Origin of the sequence: Psychrobacter cibarius (assembly GCA_030686115.1) — a bacterium.
GTDB classification, from domain to species: Bacteria; Pseudomonadota; Gammaproteobacteria; order Pseudomonadales; family Moraxellaceae; genus Psychrobacter; species Psychrobacter cibarius_C.
Window position 1 is genome coordinate 1,796,556 of sequence record CP131612.1, and the last position, 22,399, is coordinate 1,818,954.

Annotated in this window: 16 protein-coding genes and 1 other RNA gene; 9 read left to right on the forward strand and 8 right to left on the reverse strand. The window is 42.4% G+C overall.

What is annotated here, in order from left to right:
• Nucleotides 1–157: 157 nt before the first annotated feature.
• From serC to ffs, 5 genes are all read right to left on the reverse strand, one after another.
• Entirely contained in the window at nucleotides 158–1,267 is a 1,110-nt protein-coding gene (gene serC / locus Q6344_07485) for a 3-phosphoserine/phosphohydroxythreonine transaminase (GenBank protein ID WLG12460.1), read from the reverse strand.
• Nucleotides 1,268–1,389: 122 nt separating this feature from the next.
• Nucleotides 1,390–2,253, reverse strand: coding sequence for a hypothetical protein (locus Q6344_07490; GenBank protein ID WLG12461.1), 864 nt, complete (start codon nucleotides 2,251–2,253; stop codon nucleotides 1,390–1,392).
• Between the two features lie 135 nt (nucleotides 2,254–2,388).
• Complete coding sequence (locus Q6344_07495; GenBank protein WLG12462.1) at nucleotides 2,389–5,481, reverse strand: M48 family metalloprotease; 3,093 nt, start codon at nucleotides 5,479–5,481, stop codon at nucleotides 2,389–2,391.
• Nucleotides 5,482–5,539: 58 nt separating this feature from the next.
• On the reverse strand, nucleotides 5,540–6,136 hold the full coding sequence (locus tag Q6344_07500; GenBank protein ID WLG12463.1) for a LemA family protein: 597 nt from the start codon (nucleotides 6,134–6,136) through the stop codon (nucleotides 5,540–5,542).
• A 196-nt stretch (nucleotides 6,137–6,332) separates the two neighbouring features.
• An RNA gene (gene ffs, locus Q6344_07505) (signal recognition particle sRNA small type) lies at nucleotides 6,333–6,429 on the reverse strand.
• 265 nt (nucleotides 6,430–6,694) lie between these two features.
• Between ffs and Q6344_07510 the strand changes: the two genes are divergently transcribed.
• The gene (locus tag Q6344_07510; protein ID WLG12464.1) at nucleotides 6,695–7,411 is read left to right on the forward strand and encodes an SIMPL domain-containing protein; all 717 of its coding nucleotides are present in this window, start codon (nucleotides 6,695–6,697) and stop codon (nucleotides 7,409–7,411) included.
• A gap of 160 nt (nucleotides 7,412–7,571) precedes the next feature.
• Here the strand turns inward: Q6344_07510 and Q6344_07515 are convergent, their stop codons facing one another.
• Together Q6344_07515 and glnA are read right to left on the reverse strand one after the other, a co-directional pair.
• Nucleotides 7,572–8,369: a DUF4124 domain-containing protein gene (locus Q6344_07515; GenBank protein ID WLG12465.1), complete on the reverse strand. Its 798-nt coding sequence runs from the start codon at nucleotides 8,367–8,369 to the stop codon at nucleotides 7,572–7,574.
• A gap of 193 nt (nucleotides 8,370–8,562) precedes the next feature.
• Entirely contained in the window at nucleotides 8,563–9,972 is a 1,410-nt protein-coding gene (glnA, locus tag Q6344_07520; GenBank protein ID WLG12466.1) for a type I glutamate--ammonia ligase, read from the reverse strand.
• A 771-nt stretch (nucleotides 9,973–10,743) separates the two neighbouring features.
• On the opposite strand from glnA, the gene Q6344_07525 reads away from it, so the two are divergent.
• From Q6344_07525 to Q6344_07545, 5 genes are all read left to right on the forward strand, one after another.
• Complete coding sequence (locus tag Q6344_07525; protein WLG12467.1) at nucleotides 10,744–11,367, forward strand: aminodeoxychorismate/anthranilate synthase component II; 624 nt, start codon at nucleotides 10,744–10,746, stop codon at nucleotides 11,365–11,367.
• Nucleotides 11,368–11,475: 108 nt separating this feature from the next.
• Nucleotides 11,476–12,597, forward strand: coding sequence for an anthranilate phosphoribosyltransferase (trpD, locus tag Q6344_07530; GenBank protein ID WLG12468.1), 1,122 nt, complete (start codon nucleotides 11,476–11,478; stop codon nucleotides 12,595–12,597).
• A gap of 70 nt (nucleotides 12,598–12,667) precedes the next feature.
• On the forward strand, nucleotides 12,668–13,546 hold the full coding sequence (gene trpC, locus Q6344_07535) for an indole-3-glycerol phosphate synthase TrpC (protein WLG12469.1): 879 nt from the start codon (nucleotides 12,668–12,670) through the stop codon (nucleotides 13,544–13,546).
• Between the two features lie 68 nt (nucleotides 13,547–13,614).
• A complete protein-coding gene (locus tag Q6344_07540; GenBank protein WLG12470.1) occupies nucleotides 13,615–14,346 on the forward strand; it encodes a Smr/MutS family protein in 732 nt (243 codons plus the stop codon).
• A 157-nt stretch (nucleotides 14,347–14,503) separates the two neighbouring features.
• Nucleotides 14,504–15,136 carry a DNA-3-methyladenine glycosylase 2 family protein gene (locus Q6344_07545; protein ID WLG12471.1) on the forward strand — a complete coding sequence of 211 codons (633 nt, stop codon included), beginning with the start codon at nucleotides 14,504–14,506 and terminating at the stop codon, nucleotides 15,134–15,136.
• Nucleotides 15,137–15,295: 159 nt separating this feature from the next.
• Here Q6344_07545 and Q6344_07550 read toward each other — a convergent pair whose 3' ends face one another.
• The gene (locus tag Q6344_07550; protein ID WLG12472.1) at nucleotides 15,296–17,215 is read right to left on the reverse strand and encodes a mechanosensitive ion channel; all 1,920 of its coding nucleotides are present in this window, start codon (nucleotides 17,213–17,215) and stop codon (nucleotides 15,296–15,298) included.
• A gap of 502 nt (nucleotides 17,216–17,717) precedes the next feature.
• On the opposite strand from Q6344_07550, the gene Q6344_07555 reads away from it, so the two are divergent.
• The 3 genes from Q6344_07555 (at nucleotide 17,718) to Q6344_07565 (ending at nucleotide 22,302) form a co-directional block, all read left to right on the forward strand.
• Nucleotides 17,718–19,664, forward strand: a complete 1,947-nt coding sequence (locus Q6344_07555; GenBank protein ID WLG12473.1) for a TonB-dependent receptor — start codon at nucleotides 17,718–17,720, stop codon at nucleotides 19,662–19,664.
• A 354-nt stretch (nucleotides 19,665–20,018) separates the two neighbouring features.
• Nucleotides 20,019–21,443: an adenosylhomocysteinase gene (gene ahcY, locus Q6344_07560; protein WLG12474.1), complete on the forward strand. Its 1,425-nt coding sequence runs from the start codon at nucleotides 20,019–20,021 to the stop codon at nucleotides 21,441–21,443.
• Between the two features lie 13 nt (nucleotides 21,444–21,456).
• Nucleotides 21,457–22,302, forward strand: a complete 846-nt coding sequence (locus tag Q6344_07565; GenBank protein ID WLG12475.1) for a methylenetetrahydrofolate reductase — start codon at nucleotides 21,457–21,459, stop codon at nucleotides 22,300–22,302.
• The last annotated feature ends 97 nt before the right edge of the window (nucleotides 22,303–22,399 follow it).

The following is a 22,399-nucleotide window of genomic DNA, read 5'->3' on the forward strand; positions in this document are numbered from 1 at the left end:
GAATTTTATCATAACAAACTTAGGTTTTTTAACCTAATGATTTGCAGCGTTAGAGTTGCTACATGATGCATCATTTATCTTAAAAGAATACTAACGCGTATAAAAAAAGACGCAACTTTTATAAGCTGCGTCTTTTATTTTAAAGTCTATACATAATTTATGCGTGTTTTTTTTCAAACGCAATCATAAAGTCAACCAACTGCTGCACCCAATCTAATGACACTGCATTGTAAATGCTGGCACGCATACCGCCCACATCGCGGTGACCTTTTAGATTCATGAGGCCTGCCGCTTCCGACTCTTCTAAGAATACTTTATCAAGGCTGCTGTCGGCTAAGGTAAAAGGCACATTCATGATAGAGCGATATTTGGGATCAACTGGATTGCTATAAAAGCTGCTATCATCAATTGTTTTATAGAGTAAATCGGCTTTTTGTTGGTTGATTTTGCCGATAGCAGCGACGCCGCCCTGCTCCTCTAGCCAATCAAACACCAGCCCTGCCAAATACCAAGAATACGTCGCTGGTGTGTTTGACATGGATTCTTTTTCAGCTTGGTGCTCATAGTTCATCAGCAGTGGACACCATTCACTCGCTTTGCCCAATAAATCTTCACGGATAATGACGATAATCAGACCTGCTGGCCCGATATTTTTTTGCGCACCCGCGTAAATCACGCCAAATTTAGAGACGTCGATTGGCTGTGACAAAATGCAAGAAGACATATCGACGACAATTGGCGCATCGACTTGTGGCGGCTCAAATATTTGCAAACCATGAATGGTTTCGTTGGCACAGTAATGAAAATAGGCAGCATCTTCGCTCAGGCTCCATTCGCTTTGGGCTGGCACATCAGTAAAGCTACTGTCTTTACCCGTTGCGACCTGATTCACTTCACCAAGACCTAGTTTGGCATAGCGCTGTGCTTCTTTGACCGCTTTACCAGACCATGCACCCGTCGTTAGATAGTCTGCGCGCCCACCATTTAGCAAGTTTAATGGAATCGCTGAAAACTGTAAGCTAGCACCACCTTGTAAAAACAGCACTTTATAGTTATCTGGAATGTCCATCAATGAGCGCAATTTGGCTTCGGCTTTTTCGGTAATGGCGATGTATTCTTTACTACGGTGACTCACTTCCATGACCGACATACCGCGTCCCTGCCAATCAAGCAACTCTTCTTGAGCGCGTGATAATACGGCCGTCGGTATAGTAGCAGGTCCCGCTGAAAAATTGGGTACGCGGTTAGGAGCGGCTTTAGTGGTCATAATCAATATCCTAAATATGATGAAGTCATCGTGGTTATTAAAGGTTAAATGTTGAAGGTGAATTTTATCGTTACTTTTTAATCTCTGTCGTAGTAGTCGTAATAATAGTAAGTGGCAAGCCTTTAACTCTGACTCGATAACTGCTCCCAAAGCTGACGTTTGAGATTACTATCAGTAAGCATCTCATCCAACGTGGGTGCAGTCGTCAGGTTAGGATGTTCCAAACCTTCAGGAAGTGCGGTCAATGCCACTACCTGTATCTCTTCGCTACGGCCAATTTTAAAGACGTATCCAGCAAGGCTGGCATTGGCAAGCTCAGCCGTATCCATACCTTCACAAATAGGGAATGAGGTCGTCTCACAACTGATGGATAAGGCTTGGGTGATATTTTGCCACAGTTTTTGGCTGTCATGATTAAGGGCTTGGATATCCACCAAAATCACCCAATTGCCATAGCGACCACCTTGTAAATCAAAGGGTGCTACCTTTTTGAAGCTTTCCTCTTGAAAGCCCTCTTCTTTAAAACTGCCATTTCCAAAGCTCGAAGCGTCATCTATATCAGCAATAGAAGTTTGCTGAACGACCGTATTTACAAGGGAAGTCACGGCGGGCTTAGAGATGTCAGAGACAGTCGAGTCAAAACTATAAGTAACAGAGCTTTGCTGATCAGAATAGCTTAAATCTGTATCATTAGCGTCATTATAATAATGGTTGATAGACTCATCATCTACCATATCTGATATGGCATTAATATTTGGGGATTCAATATTAGAAGATTCAATACTTGGCTGTTCAGTGGTAATCGCAGAAGAAATACTAGGATTAGCTAAAATTGGATTAGCTGTAGTCTGCTCGAGCAGAGCAGGCGCAGAAATACCTGCGATACTCAATGTCTTAGAGCTCGGCTGCACCCACTGATTGATACCCATCATCGCTAAAATCTGGCGCTGCTGCAATACAATTAGCGGGTCTCGGATATCACTCATGCTTATTTACTATCCTACTTATCTAAAATGAATTTACAGGCTTTTACTATCAAAAGAAATGCTATTAAGAAAAGGTCAAGAACATATCGTTTCTTGCCAGCAAAACAATTACTTAAGTACCATCAACTAAATTGCTCAAAAAAGCTGCCGAACGCCTAACCAATGATTGGCAAGCTCGGTCAAGCAATCATATTCGTCTTGACTGACTATCGTATCGTGCAACATCACCGTATGCAACGTACTCAACCATTGCCGGTAAGTATGATAAGCATAAGAATGGCGCAGACTATCATTGCCCGCCTTATCTACACTATCTGCATTGCCGTCTTGTCTATGAGCATTATAATCTATTTGATCGCTGCCCTGTTGCCTCTGTCGATAATTATCATTACGTTTGGCTTCTGATGCAGACGACTGACTGGCAGGCGCTATAAAAATAGGCACCGCTTCTATCACTGCCAATAACTGGATACTATTTATATTTTGCGCAGTCAATAGTAGCCATTGCAAATTTGCGTCACTAACAGCGGCTAAGTCAATATCAATTAAACGTGCGTGACGCCGCAAATCCACAAGATAGTGAGCAACACTGTCATTATTATAGCCGAGTACTGAAGTAGGTGCTGAAATGTGTACTGAGCTATCTAGTGCTGATACGACCTGACCCTTGACATCTTTTGATAGGCGATAAGCCAATAAAATAAGCATTGCTTTCGCGGCAACATCGAGACCATCAAATACCTGTCCTGAAGGGTCAAGCTGGTCATAAATATCATCTCTACCCGCTTGCAATGTTTGCTGCCATAACCATAATAGCTGAGGCTGAGCATGCACGTGTTCCTCGTTCAATACAGTAGACAATATAGGTAATAATTGCTGCAACTGTAGCGCTTGCCATAATGATAAAATCGGTGGCAACCGAGAGTCGATTTTTCCTGAGTGCGTTGATACTGGCTTAATTTTATCCATAGCACCATCTTCACTGGCTATGTTATCAGCGAAATGTTGACTTAAATCCGCCGTTAGGTAGTGTTCAAATAGCTCAATGATACCCTGTTGATAGCGCATCAGCATTGTACGACACTTTTTTTGCTGCACATAATGTTGATGATCTTGATTGCTATGACTCGCTTCATATCTTAAGCGTGATTCATTGATAGCAGTTTCTGACAGGTTATGCTGATTCAATTGCTTTATTGCCAATGCAATCAATGCGTTGTCTAAACGCCTATCAAGATGTGCCACTGCTGCTAATAATCTATGATCTATCGTATGCGCTAAAAATTGGGGGTGGCTGCTAATATTAGCGCTAGCGTTATTATTGATTTCAGCAGCAGACGCTTTATCGTTAGCAATTCCAAGCCAGATATCAGTCAAGTCATAACTCTCAGTCGTTGCTAATATACGACCTTGATGGCATAACATAACTGCTTCAATCAAAGCTTGCGCCCCGAGCGGGTGATAACTGTGATTGAGTATATACTGCGGCAGTGAAACTTTTTGTCTATCGTCGATACCAATCAATGTATCCGATGGCAAATCGCTATCAGGTTTTGCTTGCCATGGCTTGAGCAACTGATGAATACCGGTATTTTGCGCTTGAACCTGTAAACGTCCTGCAACAACGACATCTTTCTCGATAACAAACTCTAGCCCCTTATCTTCGTCCAACTCATTCTTTATTTCATTTGCAGGAAAAGCAGTAGTTTCTTTGTCTATAACATCATTGCTGTTATTAGTAAGGCTTTTATCGTTATTGCTTTTATTGTTATCTAATCCTGATTGAGTTTCAAATATTGATGATTGGCTATTTTTTTCTTGTTTATTTTTGCTTAGGCTATTTGCTTTTATGACGCCCCAATCCCCTAATCGCCGCTGCTCATATATCTCTTTTATTTTCTGTTGATTTATGCGCTTTTCTTTAGCTACTTTTACCGCAAAATCATGATAAGCGTTGGCATTAATGGCACTCATTCGCTCAGCCAAGCTCGGATGGGTGGCAAACCAAGAGACGTCACCCAAATCAGCACCACTACTGGCAAAGAAGAAGTGACTAAGACCATTGATATCGGCGATACTGGTTAAGCGCGAACCAAGCGAATCTTGATGAATGGCTTTCAGTGTTGCCATAATGGCAGGTGAGCGTGTCAGCTGCACACTGGTGGCATCAGCAAGCAATTCACGCTGGCGATTAAAGCTGTGTTTAATCAGTTGCGCACTGGCCATACTCGAAAAACTCAATCCATGTATTAACAACGTCCAAATATTGCGCGGTGCTTGACTATCGAACTTATTATTATTTTGTAGCCATCGTGACTGGCTCTTAGCTGACGACTGCTGGCTTTGTGATTGACTTTGCCAATAGCTTACCCATTCACTATGGGTGGTAAAATTGGCGGTTTGAGCTTCAGTGCTACGCGCATGGCTATCGACGACCCTTTGTGACAAGAGATTGCGTCGATTGACCGCATCATCAAAATAATTGTTATGGCTATTCTGATGACTGCGTTGATTACCAGCGCCAAAATTATTAATAGAATCACTCCAGTCATAGAGTAATTGCAAGCCTGCCAGCACCACCATCAGTTGCAAATTAAATGTCGCATCACCATGCAAGATATGACCATATTCATGCCCTATCAGCCCATATAGCCCCTCATCGGACAGCTTATCAAGCGCGCCTTGAGTGACGACCAATACCATATCTTGACTATGACGACCAGCAACGAAGCCGTTAATACCTTGCTCATCAGGCAGTATATAGAGAATCGGCATACGTACACCCGAAGCAATGGCTAGCTGCTGGGCAATCTCATAATAACGACGGTAGACAGGCGGAAAATCTCGCTCATTACGTACTGCGATATGGTGGGCGCTGAAACGAACCTTTGGTATAGGCTCATGCTGATGGGCAACCCCTTGACTATGCTCCCACGCATCTTGGCTGTGGTCGATAAACAGCCGAACCCCGCCCACACGCTGAGCAATAGCGCGACCGCCCGCTTCTAAACGTCTGTACTCTAAAAAACTACCGATCACAAAGCTACCGATTGTCCAGATAGCAACCAGTATCAACACCCAATGATAAATGCCACCAGTAAATATCGTTAGCAGCAGCGCCATGATACCCAGCGCTACTGCCAGATGGGCAAAGACAATGAGAAAAAATAGCCCATAGAGCAACAGACTTCGCTGGGTACGGGTGCGTTGTTCACCAAAAAAATCCATCTATATGCCTGACTTAAAAATAGCTAAACGCATCTAAACATATGAATATAATTCAATATCAGCCCATATTGACGACAGGTGCTTGAGCGATCACCTTTCTGTCTTCAAAAACTAGCGGGCTTAACGGGCGAAAGCCAAAAGTCGTACTAATAAGATTATTAGGAAATACCTCGCGGTCATTGTTGTAGAACATCACGCTGTCATTATAGTGCTGACGGGCGAAGCCAATGCGGTTCTCAGTATTGGTCAGCTCATCCATCAACTCTTTAATCATGCTGTCCGCCTTTAGCTCAGGGTAAGCTTCCACAACCGCTGAAAACTGCCCTAACGCTTTAGACAGCATACTCTCAGCTTTGGCAAATAGCGCCATATGCTCAAGCGAGTCTGGCTGATGTATATTGGAGTCTTGCAAGCTCTGGGCATGATTACGTGCACTAATCACACGGGTCAGCGTCTCTTCTTCATGCGTTAGATAGCGTTTAGCAGTTTCAACCAAATTTGGAATCAAATCATGACGGCGCTTCAGTTGCACATCTATTTGAGCAAAACCATTTTTCGCTTGGTTGCGAGCGCGTACCAATTTATTAAATATAGATACGCCAAACACAATCACTAGTAGCACGAAGGCAATGAACAACCAAACAAACATCTTCATAAGAAAACCTTAAAGTGTCCAGAATGTTAATAAAAGTTAGTACATTGTATTTTAACCCACATTAATCAACCAAAGGTCGAAATCGGACAAAAAAAGGTCGAAAAAAAGCCCTTTACAATGAAGGGCTTAATAGATCAAATGAGCATTTCTAATTAAATGTCAAAACAGGTATCAAATTTTAGGCAAAAAAAAGCGACTCCAAAAGCAAATCCTCGGCACACACTGTGACTATTACCGTTGCTACCTTCCGGTCCTGGCGGGGTTCATAGAACAATGTTGCGAGGCTACCAATGGAGCCACCAGTTGCAAATTATACAAGAATTTTTAAATATTACAACCCCTATCGTAAAACTCTTTCTATGACCTCAAAACGCCCTGTAACTTAGGTGACAAAATTCTCACAGCAAGCCTGTTAAATTTTGCTATTTTAGTTGAGGAAGCTGAGCATACTCGGTATCAACTAATAAATAAAATGGACAGCTTCTCATATCAAGGCGAGTCTTACCTATGGTATGGCTCACCTAAACACTATTGATATAACTCACTCAGGAGATCATTGTGAAAACCACTCTACTTAATAAAGCCGCTCTAACGACTGGTACTGCATTTCTACTCACAGCCATGATGGGTAGCGCGCATGCAGAACCAACAGGCTACGATCAGCTTACCTTTCAGACAGAAGTAAAAGAAGAAATCCAGAATGATGAAGTACGAGCCAGCTTATATAAAAAAGCGCAGGCAACGGATTCTAAAACTCTAGCGACAACGCTCAACACCTCAATCAATAATGCCATGAAAATTGCTAAGCGCTATCCAACCGTTACCGTGAGTACCGGACAACAGCGCACCTACCCTCGCTATGATAAAAATGACAAAATCATTGGCTGGACAGGACAAGCAAACATCGATTTAAAAAGCACCGACTTTGCAGCAACCAGCCAACTCATCGCTGACCTACAAGAAACGCTGGTGATGGACAATCTGAACTTTGGTGTCTCAGATACCAAGAAGGATGCGCTTGAGCAAAAGCTGATGACCAATGCGTCTCGTGCTTTTCAGCAACAAGCTAAAAACCTAACACGCGCTTGGGATGCTCGTGGCTATCGTGTGGTCAATGTGAATCTAAATACAGGTAGCAACTACCCACGTCCGATGTATAGTGCTATGAGCATGAAAGCAGGCGCGGCCGACGAGTCAGTACCTAGCCAAAGTTTTGAATCTGGCAATAGTACTATCTCAGTGACTGCTAATGGTACGATTGAATTGACTAAATAAGCTATAAATACATAGAATTGATAAATATCCTGATAAACATAAAGGCAAGCGCTGATTGCAGCGCTTGCCTTTATGTTTATATAGAAGAAATCAACTTATAAAGTTACTCTACTTTGTATGGGTTCTTATACTTATCCATGATTGACACATTGACTACAAGTCAATTTGTCACCGGTTGCTCAAGCGTCATGGGTTTATCCACTATAGGCTTAGTAAATGATTGCATATTCGGTTGTTTGCCCTCTTGACGCATTTTTAACAGCACTTTTTGATACCAAGGTAGATTTTGATAAGCTAAAAGCTGTTGCGCGATTTTCTTATTATTTTGCAATGTTGTATTGTTTTGAATCACATAAACCATACGCTCTACTTGTTTGAGTGTTTGACCTTTCTCATTTTTTAACACGGCTCTTATCTTGTGCGATCCTGGTAAAACATCTACCGTTGCAATCGAGGCGCTAAGACCTTGCGCGACTTCATTACCATCCAAATAAATACTAACACTATCACCTGTTTGTAAGTTCGGCTTCACTTGCACATTAACATCAATGCTTTGGGCTGGGCGACGATATGCACGTTCTGCGCTTGGTTCAGTAATAGCAAGCTGATAATTGACGGCTGGTTTGGCGACAGGGCTATTTTTAGCAGCCGTATTTTGCATAGTAGTATTAACATTACTAGAAGGAGGTTGACTACTCGTGTTATCACTGTTACTTGAGCTGACGCGACTTTCTTTCGTCGTGACACCCGTTTGGCTGATTTTTTTACCTGCCTGCTGCTCATAATTTTGCGGGCGATCGGTAAAGGTGACTTGACCTGTTTTTTCGTCAATAACTTTATAAATAGGCGCAGCATTTGCCAAAGGGGCATAGAGAGTTGCCATGCCAATCATCGTAGCAGCAATCAATGCCAACCCTAACTTACTGTTTGAAAAAACCGGTTTTGATAATGAAGTCATAGTCAGTCAACCTAATGAGTACTTAATATTATGAATATCTATTATGCGATACTTTGGGCGTTAAATCAGTAATAATTTCAAAGAGGACATATCTGTTGATTTAGTAAATTATTATTGAGACGTAAAAAAACCAGCTAAGATTGCCTTAACTGGTTTTATGAATTGAGCTTGCTATGAGCGTATTAGCTATAAATTAGCAACTGTAGTATAAGTCAAACTCAACGGGATGCACGGTTACATTGACACGTTGCACTTCTTCTTCTTTCAAAGCGATGAACGCCTCTAGCATGTCTTCAGTGAATACATCACCTTTTAACAAGAACTCATGATCATCACGCAGGGCTTGTAATGCAACTTCTAAGCTCTCCGCAACGGTTGGGATGAGCGCTTCTTCTTCTGGTGGTAAGTCATACAAGTTTTTGTCAGCCGCTTCACCTGGATGTATTTTATTTTGAATACCATCAAGACCTGCCATTAGTAACGCTGCAAATGTTAAGTATGGGTTGGCTGCTGGATCAGGGAAACGTGCTTCAACACGTACCGCTTTTGGGCTGCTAACATGTGGAATACGGATAGACGCTGAGCGGTTAGACGCTGAGTACGCAAGTTTGATAGGCGCTTCATAATGCGGTACTAGGCGCTTATAGCTATTAGTCGATGGGTTGGTAATCGCATTCAACGCACGCGCATGCTTGATAATACCACCGATAAAATACAGTGCAGATTCAGAAAGACCCGCATACTCATCACCTGAGAAAGTATTGACACCATCTTTGGAGATTGACATATGCACATGCATGCCTGAACCATTGTCACCAACGATTGGTTTTGGCATAAAGGTAGCCGTTTTGCCAAACTGATGCGCAACATTATGCACAACATACTTTAACTGCTGTACTTCATCGGCTTTTTTGACTAGCGTATTGAAAGCGACACCAATTTCTGACTGGCAAGGCGCAACTTCATGGTGATGAACTTCGACACAGCCTTCACCGATGATTTCTTCTAAACGCTCACACATAACAGAGCGCATGTCTTGCGAGCTATCGATTGGTGGTACTGGGAAGTAAGCGCCTTTAACACGTGGACGATGTCCCATGTTGCCCCACTCATAGTCATTGTTAGTCGACCATGCCGCTTCTTCGGCTGTGATCTTATGGCTAACGCCAGACATATCAATTGACCATTTCACATCATCAAATATAAAAAACTCAGGCTCAGGACCAAAATAAGCAGTATCGCCAATGCCCGTTGACTTCAAGTACTCTTCGGCGCGGCGCGCAATAGAACGTGGGTCACGATCATAACCTTGTAGCGTTGATGGCTCGATGATATCGCAAGTAACAACTACGGTAAGTGAATCAAAGAACGGGTCAAGAAAAGCCGTCTCTGGATCAGGACGCAAGATCATATCTGACGCTTCGATACCTTTCCAACCAGCAATAGATGAGCCATCAAACATCTTGCCATCTTCCATCACTTCTTCATCAACGCTATGCGCTGGAAAGCTGATATGTTGCTCTTTACCACGTGTATCAGTGAAGCGAAAATCAACCCATTTAGCATTAGAGGATTGTATAAGATCTAGTAATTTGTTCGACATAAATAGTCTCCGTTGTGTTGATTAGATTATTGCGATTTAAAATTATAGGTACAATCTGTTGGTTAAAAATCTCTGGTTTGATAACAGTCAGCGCTGCGTTTAGCGCTAAATATCCTGTTTAATATTATGCTTATTCTCAGCACTGTCAATATTATTAGTCAAGATAGCCATCTGAGTTATGCGCTTAATAAGACTCGCCAGTGTTTTGGTTCGATATTATTCTAACAACATATCACTCATTATGCTGAACTCTTCAGGCACTCGTTAATAATAATTATTGAACCACTTTATCACCAAAGATAATCATAACAGTAATAATGCAAAGGCTATGCCAGCTTTTTATAATGCTGAAAATATAGATGATAAAAGGACAGTTATTAACAATAATTACAGCAACTTATAATACCTTTGACAATATTACAGCCGTATATTTATCATCAGAGGTGTCATGCAAATTATTTACCCAGAGGCATTACTAACGCATGACTGCACTAAATTAGTGCATATTTAGTGCATAAATAAAAATTATGTACTTTTTTAGTGCGTTTGAGATGTTAACGAATATCATCTAACAAGCAAAATGTATTGATATTCACCGCTTATTTGGGTCGCCTGTACCCTACATTTGATAGTCTACAAAGTCGCCTGTACCCTACATTTGATAGTCTACAAAGTCGCCTGCACCCTACATTTGATAGTCTACAAAATAGTGGTAAGATAACGGCGTTATATAACCATCTCCATAAGTAGAACTCAATAAGTAGAACGCTAATGATTCTGATGATCGATAATTACGACAGCTTTACGTACAATATTGTACAGTACTTCGGTGAATTACAGCAGGAAATCACCGTCTGGCGTAACGATCAAACCACTATTGAAAATATTAGAACCCTTGCGCCAGATGCGATCGTCATTGGCCCCGGTCCCTGCGATCCTGATCAGGCGGGTATCTCTCTAGAAGCTATCAAGACTTTTCAGGGCGTGATACCGATACTAGGTATTTGCCTAGGACATCAGGCCATTGGACAAGCATTTGGTGGACAAGTGGTCAAGGCTGGTGAAGTCATGCATGGCCGCTTATCCGCCGTTTATCATACTGACCAAGGTGTCTTTGTAGGCTTGCCTAATCCCGTACAAGTCACGCGCTATCATTCGCTTGTCATTGATAAAACCAGCCTGCCCGATTGTCTTGAGCTGACCGCATGGACACAAAACAGTGATGGCAGTATTGAAGAAATCATGGGTATCCGTCATAAAACGTTTGCGATAGAAGGGGTACAATTTCATCCTGAGTCTATCTTAAGCGAAGCAGGTTATCAGCTGCTCAACAATTTTTTGCAAACGCATCATTTGTCAGCACTAACCTCAGATGAACTACCACAAGTCGGCTAACAGTTTATTAAAGCATGTTCTAAAAAGGGCGTTAATAACAAAATTAAAATAAAACCTATTCTATTGATAATTTAAAATTAACGTATAAAAATATTAAGAGAGATCACAATGAGTACGACAAAAACAAATGAAAGCCCTACCCCAACTAATATTGCTCAACTGTCTGATGAAGAGACACATACGCTACTGACGACAGCTTTGGGGCGAATTTTTCAGCACATTGATTTAACCTTTGATGAGATGTATCAGGTGATGCTGATTATCATGCAAGGCAGATGTAGCGACGCCATGATGGGGGCTATTTTGACTGGTCTACGTATGAAAGGTGAGTCCATCGATGAGATTACTGCCTCTGCCAGTGCAATGCGTGCGTTAGCAGCCAATATCGAACCAAACGACTGTAATTACTTAGTCGATATCGTCGGAACTGGCGGTGATGGTGCCAATTTATTCAACGTTTCTACTGCATCAGCATTGGTTGCTGCTGCCGCTGGTGCGCAAGTGGCCAAACATGGTAACCGCGGCGTCTCTACCAACTCTGGTAGCTCAGATTTGCTTGAGCAAGCAGGTATCAGTCTGGCACTTACCCCTGAGCAATCTAAAGAATGTATCGAAAACCAAGGTATCGGCTTTTTGTTTGCGCCCAATCATCACAGTGCGATGCGTTATGCCAATCCAGTACGCCGCGAGCTCAAAGCGCGCACCATCTTTAATATTTTAGGACCATTAACCAACCCTGCTGGCACACCCAATCTGGTAATCGGTGTCTTTACCGCTCAGCTGTGCGAGCCTATCGCTAAAGTCATGAAAAACTTAGGCGCACGTCATGTCATGGTTGTGGGCGCAAAAGACGGTTTGGATGAAATCAGTCTCGCTACCTCAACCACTGTCGCTGAATTAAAAGACGGTGAGATATCCGTCTATGAGATGATGCCAGAAGATGCAGGTATTGAGTCACAAACCCTTATCGGTCTCGATGTAGATTCTCCAGCGCAAAGTCTTGAGCTGATTCGCGCGGCTCTATCAGGAAAAAACTCTCAAGATCGTGCTGTACTTAAAGCACGTGATATGATTGCATTAAATGCAGGCGCGGCCATATATACCGCAGGACTTGCCAGCAACTATGCTAATGGTGTGAGCCGGGCACAAACAGTCATTCATAATGGTGATGCTCTACTCAAGCTTGAGTCTCTCGCCACATACACGCAGCAACTAGTGACTCCTGCTTAACGGCTAAGCACCATTACTGTGCACTCTAGCTATTTTGTCTATTTACATTTAACGATATTCGGATACCCGCATGACTCATACAGAAACCAAAACAGATGTTCCTTCCGTATTGCAACGCATTGTCGCCACTAAAGTGGAAGAAGTAAACGCCGCTTGCAAGGTATTATCTCTTGAAGACTTACAAGCACAAGTCGCGGCGGATAACAAACCACGTCGTGGCTTCGCGGCGGCGCTGCGAGCGGCTAGCACTAAAGAGCATGGTATTGGTATCATCGCTGAGATTAAAAAAGCCTCTCCTTCTAAGGGCGTTATCAATCACAACTTCGCGCCAGCCCTATTTGCCAAGCAATACGAGCAAGCGGGCGCCAGCTGTCTGTCTGTATTGACTGATCGCGATTATTTCCAAGGTGATGATAGCTATCTTATTCAAGCAGCTAATGCGGTAAGCTTACCCATACTGCGTAAAGATTTTATGATAGATGTGTACCAGATCTATCAATCTTATCTGATGGGCGCTGACTGTATTCTACTCATTATGGCCTGCCTTGACGATATCCAAGTACAAGAGCTGCATGCGCTAAGTATCGAATTGGGTATGGATGTATTGATAGAAGTCCATACCCAATTCGAACTTGAACGTGCACTACAGCTACCGCGCTCAGCGCATAATATTTATGGCATTAATAATCGTGACTTGAATACTTTCGATGTCGACTTGCAAACCACGCTGGATCTAAAAAATATTTTAATCGACGCACTGGCAGCTAATGTGGATAGCACGCTTAAACCGCTTATCGTCACCGAAAGTGGCATTCATAATAGCGCTGATATTCGTTTGATGTTAGATAATGACATTCAGCACTTTTTAATCGGTGAACAGTTCATGAAGACTGACCATCCTGGACAAGCGTTACAATCCTTACTTGCGGGCGTCGCAGCAGACGGGTAAAGTGGCTTAAGTCTACTAAACAGTTTAAATCAATCCATCATTCATCAACCAACGATACGTTAACTTCTATGTCAAACTCTCTATTTTCAAAAGAAATGCAAGACCAGCTCAAAGAGCTAAAAGGCCAACTTAGCAAAGGTCGCGATACCAATTCGCCTGAAGATGAAAACCAAAAGCCTACTGAGCCTGTATCATTGCCCACGCAAAAGCAAGTAAACAAGACCGTCAAGCAAATGGCTAGCGAGCATATTGACGATGACAAAGTACTGTTTATGCAAGCAATGCATGGCGTCAATCAGCTTGAAGACAAAAACGTACGCTCACCTGCCAATGCTAGCAAAGCGGGCAAGCCTGATGCGACCACCTTGTCTAAACGTGCTGCTGCGCAAGGTAGTGAAGCGAGTGATTTGGGAGCTGGCTTGTCAGATATGCAAGCACTACTCAACCCTGTCGCTGCTGAGGCCTATTTATCTTACAAACAGCCGACTTTGCAGAATAAAATCTTTGATCAGCTTAAAAAAGGTAAGCTACGTTGGTATGACGCCGTAGATATTCATGGTTGTACCATCGAAGAAGCACGCGTGGCCATGACTCAACTCCTAAGCCAAGCGAAACAGAAAAACGAGACCATGGTAAAAATCGTCCATGGTAAAGGCAGTGAAGCCATTTTAAAAACCTGCGTCAATGGTTGGCTGCGTCAACTACCAGAAGTATTGGCATTTTGCTCTGCACCGCCAAAAGATGGTGGTAACGGTGCAGTATTGGTACTGCTCAAAAAATCTAAAGCTGATGGTGAATAGTTTTTAGTGTTAGAGTTAGTATGAAGAATCAAAAGGACTGCTTATTGGCAGTCCTTTTTGTTATGCTCATAAAATCATTATTTAATCCTTATCTACTACAGCCACTATATTTAACATCTAGCGATAGCGGTATTTGCATAAATCAGGATAAGCATTTATGAGCATACAGACCATTCAGAACACGCAACAGCTACATGAACACATCATGGCTTTGATTGTTATCGAGCCAAGATTTTTGTCTATCTATGAACAAGTTGGCATGCCCAGTCTACGGCATAATGTCGGTGGGTTTGAGCAGTTGATGCGAGCAATGGTTGGTCAACAGCTGTCTGTGGCAGCAGCAGCCAGTATTTGGCAACGATTACTTGATGCCGTCTTAACGAATCCACAGGCGATTATCAAAGCAACAGATGAGGACTTAAGAGCGCAAGGGTTATCTAAACAAAAAACCCGTTATATTCGCTCATTAGTCGATCATGATATAGACTTTGCTGCGTTAGAAATCATGCCTGATGAAGAAGCAATAGAAGTGCTGACGGCCGTTATTGGTATTGGCCGCTGGACGGCTGAGATGTATTTATTATTCTCTCTGAAACGTGCAGACGTACTTGCGGTCGATGATCTAGCAATTAAAGTAGCGGCGATGGCGTTATTAGGCTTAATGGAACGTCCAACGCCGAAACAGTTAAAGAATCTAACACAAGATTGGTCACCACATCGCAGCGCTGCCAGTTTGTTGCTATGGTCATACTACGGCTTATTACGTAATCAAACCGCTGTCCCTTTATAATGCCAAACACCAAAGTACGATTCACTATGTCAAACTCGCTTAGCTTAAGCTTAGTCTAGCACTCGTTTTCTTTGCTGCTCTAATTTTTATGAATGGTATAAGATAAACGCTTGATACTTACCTCAAGTGCTTATCTTATACCGTTTTTAATCCATAATTTTATGGCTGGTTCCATATAGAAAAGCCAGATTTTCTTTTTGCGTACTTGAACTTGATTTTCTTTATCATATGGCTTTTATTTCTCAATGCCTTTAACGCATTGTCTTTTTTGCTCTCTACGGATTTAGTCTTTTTCTGACTGCCTTTTTCATCTGTCTTGACGTTATCTTTACCTTTACTCAAGTCCACGGCATGCTTATCATCGTTGCTGTTATCCTTATTGTCGCTAGCATCATCATCAGCATGGTCATCATTTGACATATCTTTTGTCGTTTCCGCGACGTTGTCTTCCTTATTCTTATCTTCAATTTCGTTTTCTATGTGATGCTCAAGCTCAGTTTGATTGACAATAAGCTGCTGCGTTGGCAAAGCATGCTCGACATCATATTTCGCCACTTGGTTCAATAAATCAACAAATAAAACGTTCTGTTTGTCATAGAACTCAGTCACACCATTAGCATTAACATACGCCTGTAATTGAATGATATAGCAGTCTTGACGTAGCTCTAAAATATTGACCTGATTCCATTCTTGGTTGGTCAAATAATGCTCATCTATAAACTCATCCAAGTCCTTGACCATCTTAAAGACCACATCAATATCAGCAGTGCGTTTAATATATAACTGATGGAAGAAGCGAAACATATCGCGGGATGTAAAGTTTTCAATCTGCATTGATGAAAAGTCACCGTTTGGTACAGTCACAACAGTGCGCGTCAAGGTGCGCACACGTGATGAGCGAATACCAATATCAATGACTGTGCCTTCATAAGTGCCAAACTTACAATAATCACCAATACGTACGGGCGAATCCGCCACGACCACGACACTACCAACAAGGTTTTCAATGGTTTTTTGCGCACCCAGTGCTAATGCCAAACCACCCACACCCAAGGCGGCAATACCCGTGGTCAAATCGAAACCCAAATTACCGAAGATAACAATCACGGCAAAGATAAGCAGCAACGCTTTGACCACTTTGCGTAGCAGCCCCAAGATAGAGACACGTTCAGTATAATTTTTCTTATAACTTAAGTTTACCGCACGAGTGAATATGGCATCGATGACTCGTAACAGCAACCAAGTCAATGCAAGCCAAGATGCAATCTCGGTAAAACGATTGATCGGTTCACGTAGCGTCACCGACACGCCTGCATACACCATCACTTCTGACAGTATCAGCGCCATAATGACCACTGCCAGTGGCAATACGACCTTATCAGGTAATGGCAATGGTACGCCGCGTACACGAGGATAGACAATTCGTAATAGATGGTACAGCAGCCATACCATGATATAAGTAAACACAAAGCTGCCGACAGTCATCATTAACGCTGCGGCTAAATCCGCCACTTGATAACCAAACAGCTTTTTGCCTTCTAATGAATCAAAAGTATAGCGAGACACTAACGTTGGTTCGGTATTTTCTATGACTTCTGGTACTGAGCTGAGCGTATCCGTAGAAAACTGCCAGTACTGCTCTCCTTGCTTAGACACCACTCTTTCAAGTATCAGTGGAACACTTTTTTCACCCACATTAATCGCACCGACGTTTTCTTGGCTTGGCGGTAGCTGATCAGTTAGGTTGCCCTCCGGCGTATTATTAATCTGCAAATCAGGCTGAAAACGCCCACCTGCATCCAGCGCTTGCTTAAATTGACGAACGATTGTGGTTGGATTGTCAGACTTTGATAAGTTTAAATAATTACTCGCCAGCAGATAGTCATTTTCACCTAATGCACTGATGAAGCCCTGCACGGTATGGCGCGGAGTATCGCGTCCGAATGAATCTGGTATCGGCGTACTCGCCGACTCCTCACTGGTGCTGCCACCCATCCCCAATGCGCTGGCTTCAGCAGCAAATGCATTATTGGGCAACAACGCACTCAACAGCATCACAAGCAAAAACAAAATTGCCATTAGTGACATTTTGATGATTGAGTATGGTGAGGACAACTTGGGACTGGGAATTATAGGAATCAGGCGATACTTAATAGACAAAACAAACCTCTTAGCATTATGAATGGTACAACGAAGAACAAATGAGTGCTTCCCTATAATAGCAATTATTTATAACAGCAGTGCTTTTGATTACACGTTTTTATGGTCATCTATGTGAGTTATCTGCTCTCGCCTTTGCTTATGGCTTCTGATTTTTTATTACCTTTCACGACACTCCTTATAAATGCCTACTATGAATAAGAGTGATAATCGTTAAATGAGTAAACCGCAATCTATCATGAAAACTACTCAGCTTACCGTGAATAAACATTAGGTTAAAGTGGTTTATAAAGCGGTCTGTTTTGTAGATAATGAACGCAGTTTTGCTTGTCCACTGTTTTTTGTAATTTTTAGCCATATTAACGTCAGTATGGTTACTTTTTTCTCTGCATTTTTTAATATGATTATTTTGGAATTGACTATGTCTTTATCACGTTCATCTTCACGTACCTACCTTCGTTTGAGTATCTTGAGCGCACTAGGTTTACTTGCGGTTAACACAGCAATGGCAGTGACACCTGACGTTGCTACTATTAACGATAGCGAGCTACCACAAGTTGAGCTTGATGAAATCATCGTAACAGCAACCCGTACCCCTACTAAAACCAGCAATGTAATTGCGCAAACTCGGGTTGTAGATAAAGAAGATTTAAAACGCTTTCAAGGTCAGACGGTTTTAGAAGTACTTAGACGGCAGCCAGGATTTAGCATTAAACAAGATGGTGGTATGGGTCAAAGCAGTAATTTCTATCTTCGCGGCTATGATAGTAAGCGTGTATTAGTGCTAATAGACGGTATTCGTTATGGCTCAATGTCAACAGGTCAGCCCGCTTTAGCCTTATTACCGACCGATCAAATCGATCGTATTGAAATTTTATACGGTGCTTCAGGCTCTAGCATTTATGGTTCAGATGCTATGGGCGGCGTCATTCAAATATTTACTAAAGGCAGTGACGTCGACCAAACTAACTTTTCTGTGACCGCAGGTGTTGGCTCACATGACCACTATGTTTATGGTGCAACAGCGCAGTTTGCAAATGCTCAAGGCGCAAAACTTAGTCTTTCCGCTAGTCGGAATCAAACCAAAGGTATCAGCGCGCTTGACAACCGAACAGGCAATGATAAAGATGAGGATGGCTTTGAGAGCAATAACTTTGCCTTAAATGCTAGTATGCCTATTACTCAAAATATAAGCGTTGGCGCAACTGGACTTTTTTCTAAGTCAACGACAGAGTTTGATAACTTTAGTTTTGGACCAGGTCCCAATGCAGAGATTGATCAAGAGAATGGTGCCGTATCAGCATTTTCACAATACGAAAACGATAAGCTGACAGTACGACTATCAGCGGGTCAGAGCTTGGATAAGATTGATAACAAAGTGGGCGATGCCTTTGAAACCAAGCAGAAACAGGCGAATTTGATAAGCACTTATGAATTACCTGTAGGACAATTTCAAGCAGGTGCCGAATGGTTGCAGCAGGAAGTAGACCTTACAGATAACACTCCTAGTGCCGGTGGTAAAGACAGCTATAAAATAAATGACCGTGATATTAAGAGTGGCTTTGCTGGTTATCAAGTAAATGAGGATGCTTACGATTTTCAAGCCAATGTTCGTTTCGATGATAACTCACAATTTGGTCACGAAACTACATTTGGTCTTGGTTATGCTGTAAAGCTAGCGCCTAGCCTACGCCTAGGTACTAGCTTCGCTACTGGCTACAGAGCGCCTACTCTCAATGACTTATACATTGAGAGTGCTTACTATGTTCCAAATGAAGATTTAAAAGTCGAAAAGAGTAAAAATGTAGAAGTGTTTATTGAGTCTAATACCACCGTGCAAAATACACGTCTGACTGCCTTTAATAGTAATGTCGACAATCTTATTGATAACAGATACGATGGTAGTATTGATAAATATCAAGCACTGAACATTGATGAAGCAAGCTTGTCAGGTTATAGCTTTACCTCAGACTGGCAGCTCAGTAATATTTTATTTGGTGGTCAATACACTCGCACCAATGCTGAAGAGGACTCAGGAGCTAACAAAGGCAAACAATTAGTTTATCGCCCTGAAAATACTGGCTTGGTATATATAGGTTACCAAGCTGCAGAGTTCGATATTCGTACTGAAGCAGAATATGTGGGTAAAACCTATAATGTTGCAGATAATAGCACTTTTATAGAGGACTATACGTTATTCAATATCAGTGGTAATTATTACTTGAGTCCAAATCTGACATGGACAAGTCGTATTAACAACTTGACCAACGTAGATTACTCAACCAATGAGAGTTTTGGTCAATATGCTTCGCGTTACAATCAAGACGGCACCAACTTCTTCACATCTCTAACCTATAACTGGTACTAATTTTCTCTTGGTACTATTTAAACTGTCTGAACTGAGAATAAAAAAGGTCATCCATCGATGGCCTTTTTTATTGCTACATATTACTGCTCGCCTTCTTATGTGCCTATACCGTCAGCTATTTATGTTATCCAACAGGTGACAATTCATGACTCATCAATTACAATAACGACCTCCGAGAGGTGTTGCGCCATAATATCTGATAGTGCATTTAGGGTTTAAAGCCCTGCTAATCAGTCATTATGTTAGGCTCGGTAACTGTTAAACAATAATCTCATTGATTGTTTAACAGCGCAAATAACGGCACCTGCGTTTTTATTCTTTTTATCATACCTTAACCACTGATAGGAGCATATTATGGACGCAGTGTCTAACACCCCATCTGCCCATACGATCGACCCCTCTTTCACTGACTATAAAGTCGCTGACATTAGCCTTGCTGACTACGGCCGCCGTGAAATCACTCTTGCTGAAGCTGAAATGCCTGCCCTAATGGGTTTGCGTCGTCGCTACGAATCCGATCAGCCGCTTAAAGGCGCGAAAATCGCTGGCTGTATCCATATGACCATCCAGACTGCCGTTCTTATCGAGACACTCGTCGCGCTAGGTGCTGAAGTACGTTGGACCTCATGTAATATCTTCTCAACTCAAGACCATGCTGCTGCTGCGATTGCTGCTGCAGGTATCTCTGTTTATGCTTGGAAAGGCGAAACAGAAGAAGAGTACGAATGGTGCTTACGTCAGCAAATCCACGTTGGCGGCGAAGCCTCAGGTCAGCTTTGGGATGCTAACCTAATTTTGGATGATGGCGGTGATTTGACCGCATTGATTCATAATGATTATGCCGAACTTCTTGATAGCATTCATGGTATCTCTGAAGAGACGACTACAGGCGTCCATCGCTTAGTTGAAATGCTAAATAAAGGCACATTAAAAGTACCTGCTATCAACGTCAACGATGCAGTTACCAAATCTAAAAACGACAACAAATACGGCTGCCGTCATAGCTTAAATGATGCTATCAAACGTGCAACTGACATGTTCCTTGCTGGTCGTCGCGCCTTAGTTATCGGTTATGGTGATGTTGGTAAAGGTTCTACGCAGAGCTTACGTCAAGAAGGTATGATTGTACGTGTCTCAGAAGTTGATCCTATCTGTGCGATGCAGGCATGTATGGACGGCTTTGAAGTATTATCACCTTACATCAATGGTGATAACACTGGCGGCGCAGAAAACATCAACACCCGTCTGCTTGAAGACACTGACATGATTGTCACGACTACTGGTAACTACCATGTTTGTGACAGACATATGCTAGCAGCCCTGAAACCTGGTGCTGTTGTATGTAACATCGGTCACTTTGATACCGAAATCGACACTCAGTTTATGCGTGATAACTGGCGCTGGGTTGAGATTAAGCCACAAGTCCATCAAATCTTCCGCTCAGATGATGAAAATGATTACTTAATTTTGCTTGCTGAAGGTCGTTTGGTAAACTTGGGTAATGCGACTGGTCACCCATCACGCGTGATGGACGGATCATTTGCTAACCAAGTATTGGCACAAATGTATTTGTTTGACGAGAAATTCGCAGACTTGCCAGCAGACGCACGTACTGACAATTTATACGTCAAAGTACTGCCTAAGAAGCTCGATGAAGAAGTCGCTGCGGCGATGGTTGCTGGTTTTAACGGTACTCTAACGAAGCTAACTGAAAAACAAGCAGAGTATTTGGGTGTGCCTGTCGAAGGTCCATTTAAGCCTGACGCTTATAAATACTAAAAGGAGCCAGACTGTGACTAAGCCTGCTTTCTCCTTTGAGTTTTTCCCTGCCAAAACCGAGCTAGGTCATGAAAAACTACTCAGTACTTATGATGAGTTGAATAAGCTATCACCTGCGTATTTTTCGGTGACTTACGGTGCTGGGGGTTCAACCCGAAATCGCACTTTAGATATCGTCCAAGCACTATGCGCACGCGGCGATACTGACATTGCGCCGCATATATCTTGTATCGGTGATGATAAGGCGGAAATCGCTGAATTGCTCGATCTGTATAAAGGTTTGGGCATCAAGCGCTTAGTCGCCCTGCGTGGTGATTTACCGTCAGGTCAAGTCGGTATGGGCGAGCTGCCGTTTGCGTTAGACTTGGTGAAGTTTATCCGTGAATATTCAGGCGATCATTTCCATATCGAGGTCGCAGCGTATCCTGAAATGCATCCACAAGCGCGTAGCTTTGCGTTTGATATTGACAACTTGGTCAATAAATACCAAGCAGGTGCCAATGCTTCAATCACCCAGTTTTTCTATAACGCTGATAGTTACTTATATTTGCGTGATACCTTAGAGAAGCGTGGTATTGACACGATTGCTCAGCCTTTAATCGCTGGTATCATGCCAATTACTAACTCAAGTAATTTGGTACGCTTTGCCGATAGCTGTGGCGCTGATATTCCGCGTTATGTACGTAAGCAGTTGTCTGACTTTGGCGATGACCGCAAAGCCATTCGTGAATTTGGTTTTGATGTCGTCTATCGTTTATGCGAGCGCTTAATTGCTGAGGGCGTACCTGCCATGCATTTTTATAGCATGAATAAGGTTGAGCCAAACAAGCGCTTGATTGAAGCACTCGGCTTAGCTTAATTGCTCATCGTATTTATCGAATATATTTTTTAAAGACTGGCGTTCCTAGGAGCGCCAGTCTTTTTGGTATAAGAATTGCACTAATGCAAATTCTACT

Excerpts from the sequence above, each read along its gene's own strand:
- serC (WLG12460.1), bottom strand. The coding sequence starts at position 1,267 with ATGACCACTAAAGCCGCTCCTAACCGCGTACCCAATTTTTCAGCGGGA.
- Q6344_07490 (WLG12461.1), bottom strand. The coding sequence starts at position 2,253 with ATGAGTGATATCCGAGACCCGCTAATTGTATTGCAGCAGCGCCAGATT.
- Q6344_07495 (WLG12462.1), bottom strand. The coding sequence starts at position 5,481 with ATGGATTTTTTTGGTGAACAACGCACCCGTACCCAGCGAAGTCTGTTG.
- Q6344_07500 (WLG12463.1), bottom strand. The coding sequence starts at position 6,136 with ATGAAGATGTTTGTTTGGTTGTTCATTGCCTTCGTGCTACTAGTGATT.
- Q6344_07515 (WLG12465.1), bottom strand. The coding sequence starts at position 8,369 with ATGACTTCATTATCAAAACCGGTTTTTTCAAACAGTAAGTTAGGGTTG.
- glnA (WLG12466.1), bottom strand. The coding sequence starts at position 9,972 with ATGTCGAACAAATTACTAGATCTTATACAATCCTCTAATGCTAAATGG.
- Q6344_07525 (WLG12467.1), top strand. The coding sequence starts at position 10,744 with ATGATTCTGATGATCGATAATTACGACAGCTTTACGTACAATATTGTA.
- trpD (WLG12468.1), top strand. The coding sequence starts at position 11,476 with ATGAGTACGACAAAAACAAATGAAAGCCCTACCCCAACTAATATTGCT.
- trpC (WLG12469.1), top strand. The coding sequence starts at position 12,668 with ATGACTCATACAGAAACCAAAACAGATGTTCCTTCCGTATTGCAACGC.
- Q6344_07540 (WLG12470.1), top strand. The coding sequence starts at position 13,615 with ATGTCAAACTCTCTATTTTCAAAAGAAATGCAAGACCAGCTCAAAGAG.
- Q6344_07545 (WLG12471.1), top strand. The coding sequence starts at position 14,504 with ATGAGCATACAGACCATTCAGAACACGCAACAGCTACATGAACACATC.
- Q6344_07550 (WLG12472.1), bottom strand. The coding sequence starts at position 17,215 with ATGGCAATTTTGTTTTTGCTTGTGATGCTGTTGAGTGCGTTGTTGCCC.
- Q6344_07555 (WLG12473.1), top strand. The coding sequence starts at position 17,718 with ATGTCTTTATCACGTTCATCTTCACGTACCTACCTTCGTTTGAGTATC.
- ahcY (WLG12474.1), top strand. The coding sequence starts at position 20,019 with ATGGACGCAGTGTCTAACACCCCATCTGCCCATACGATCGACCCCTCT.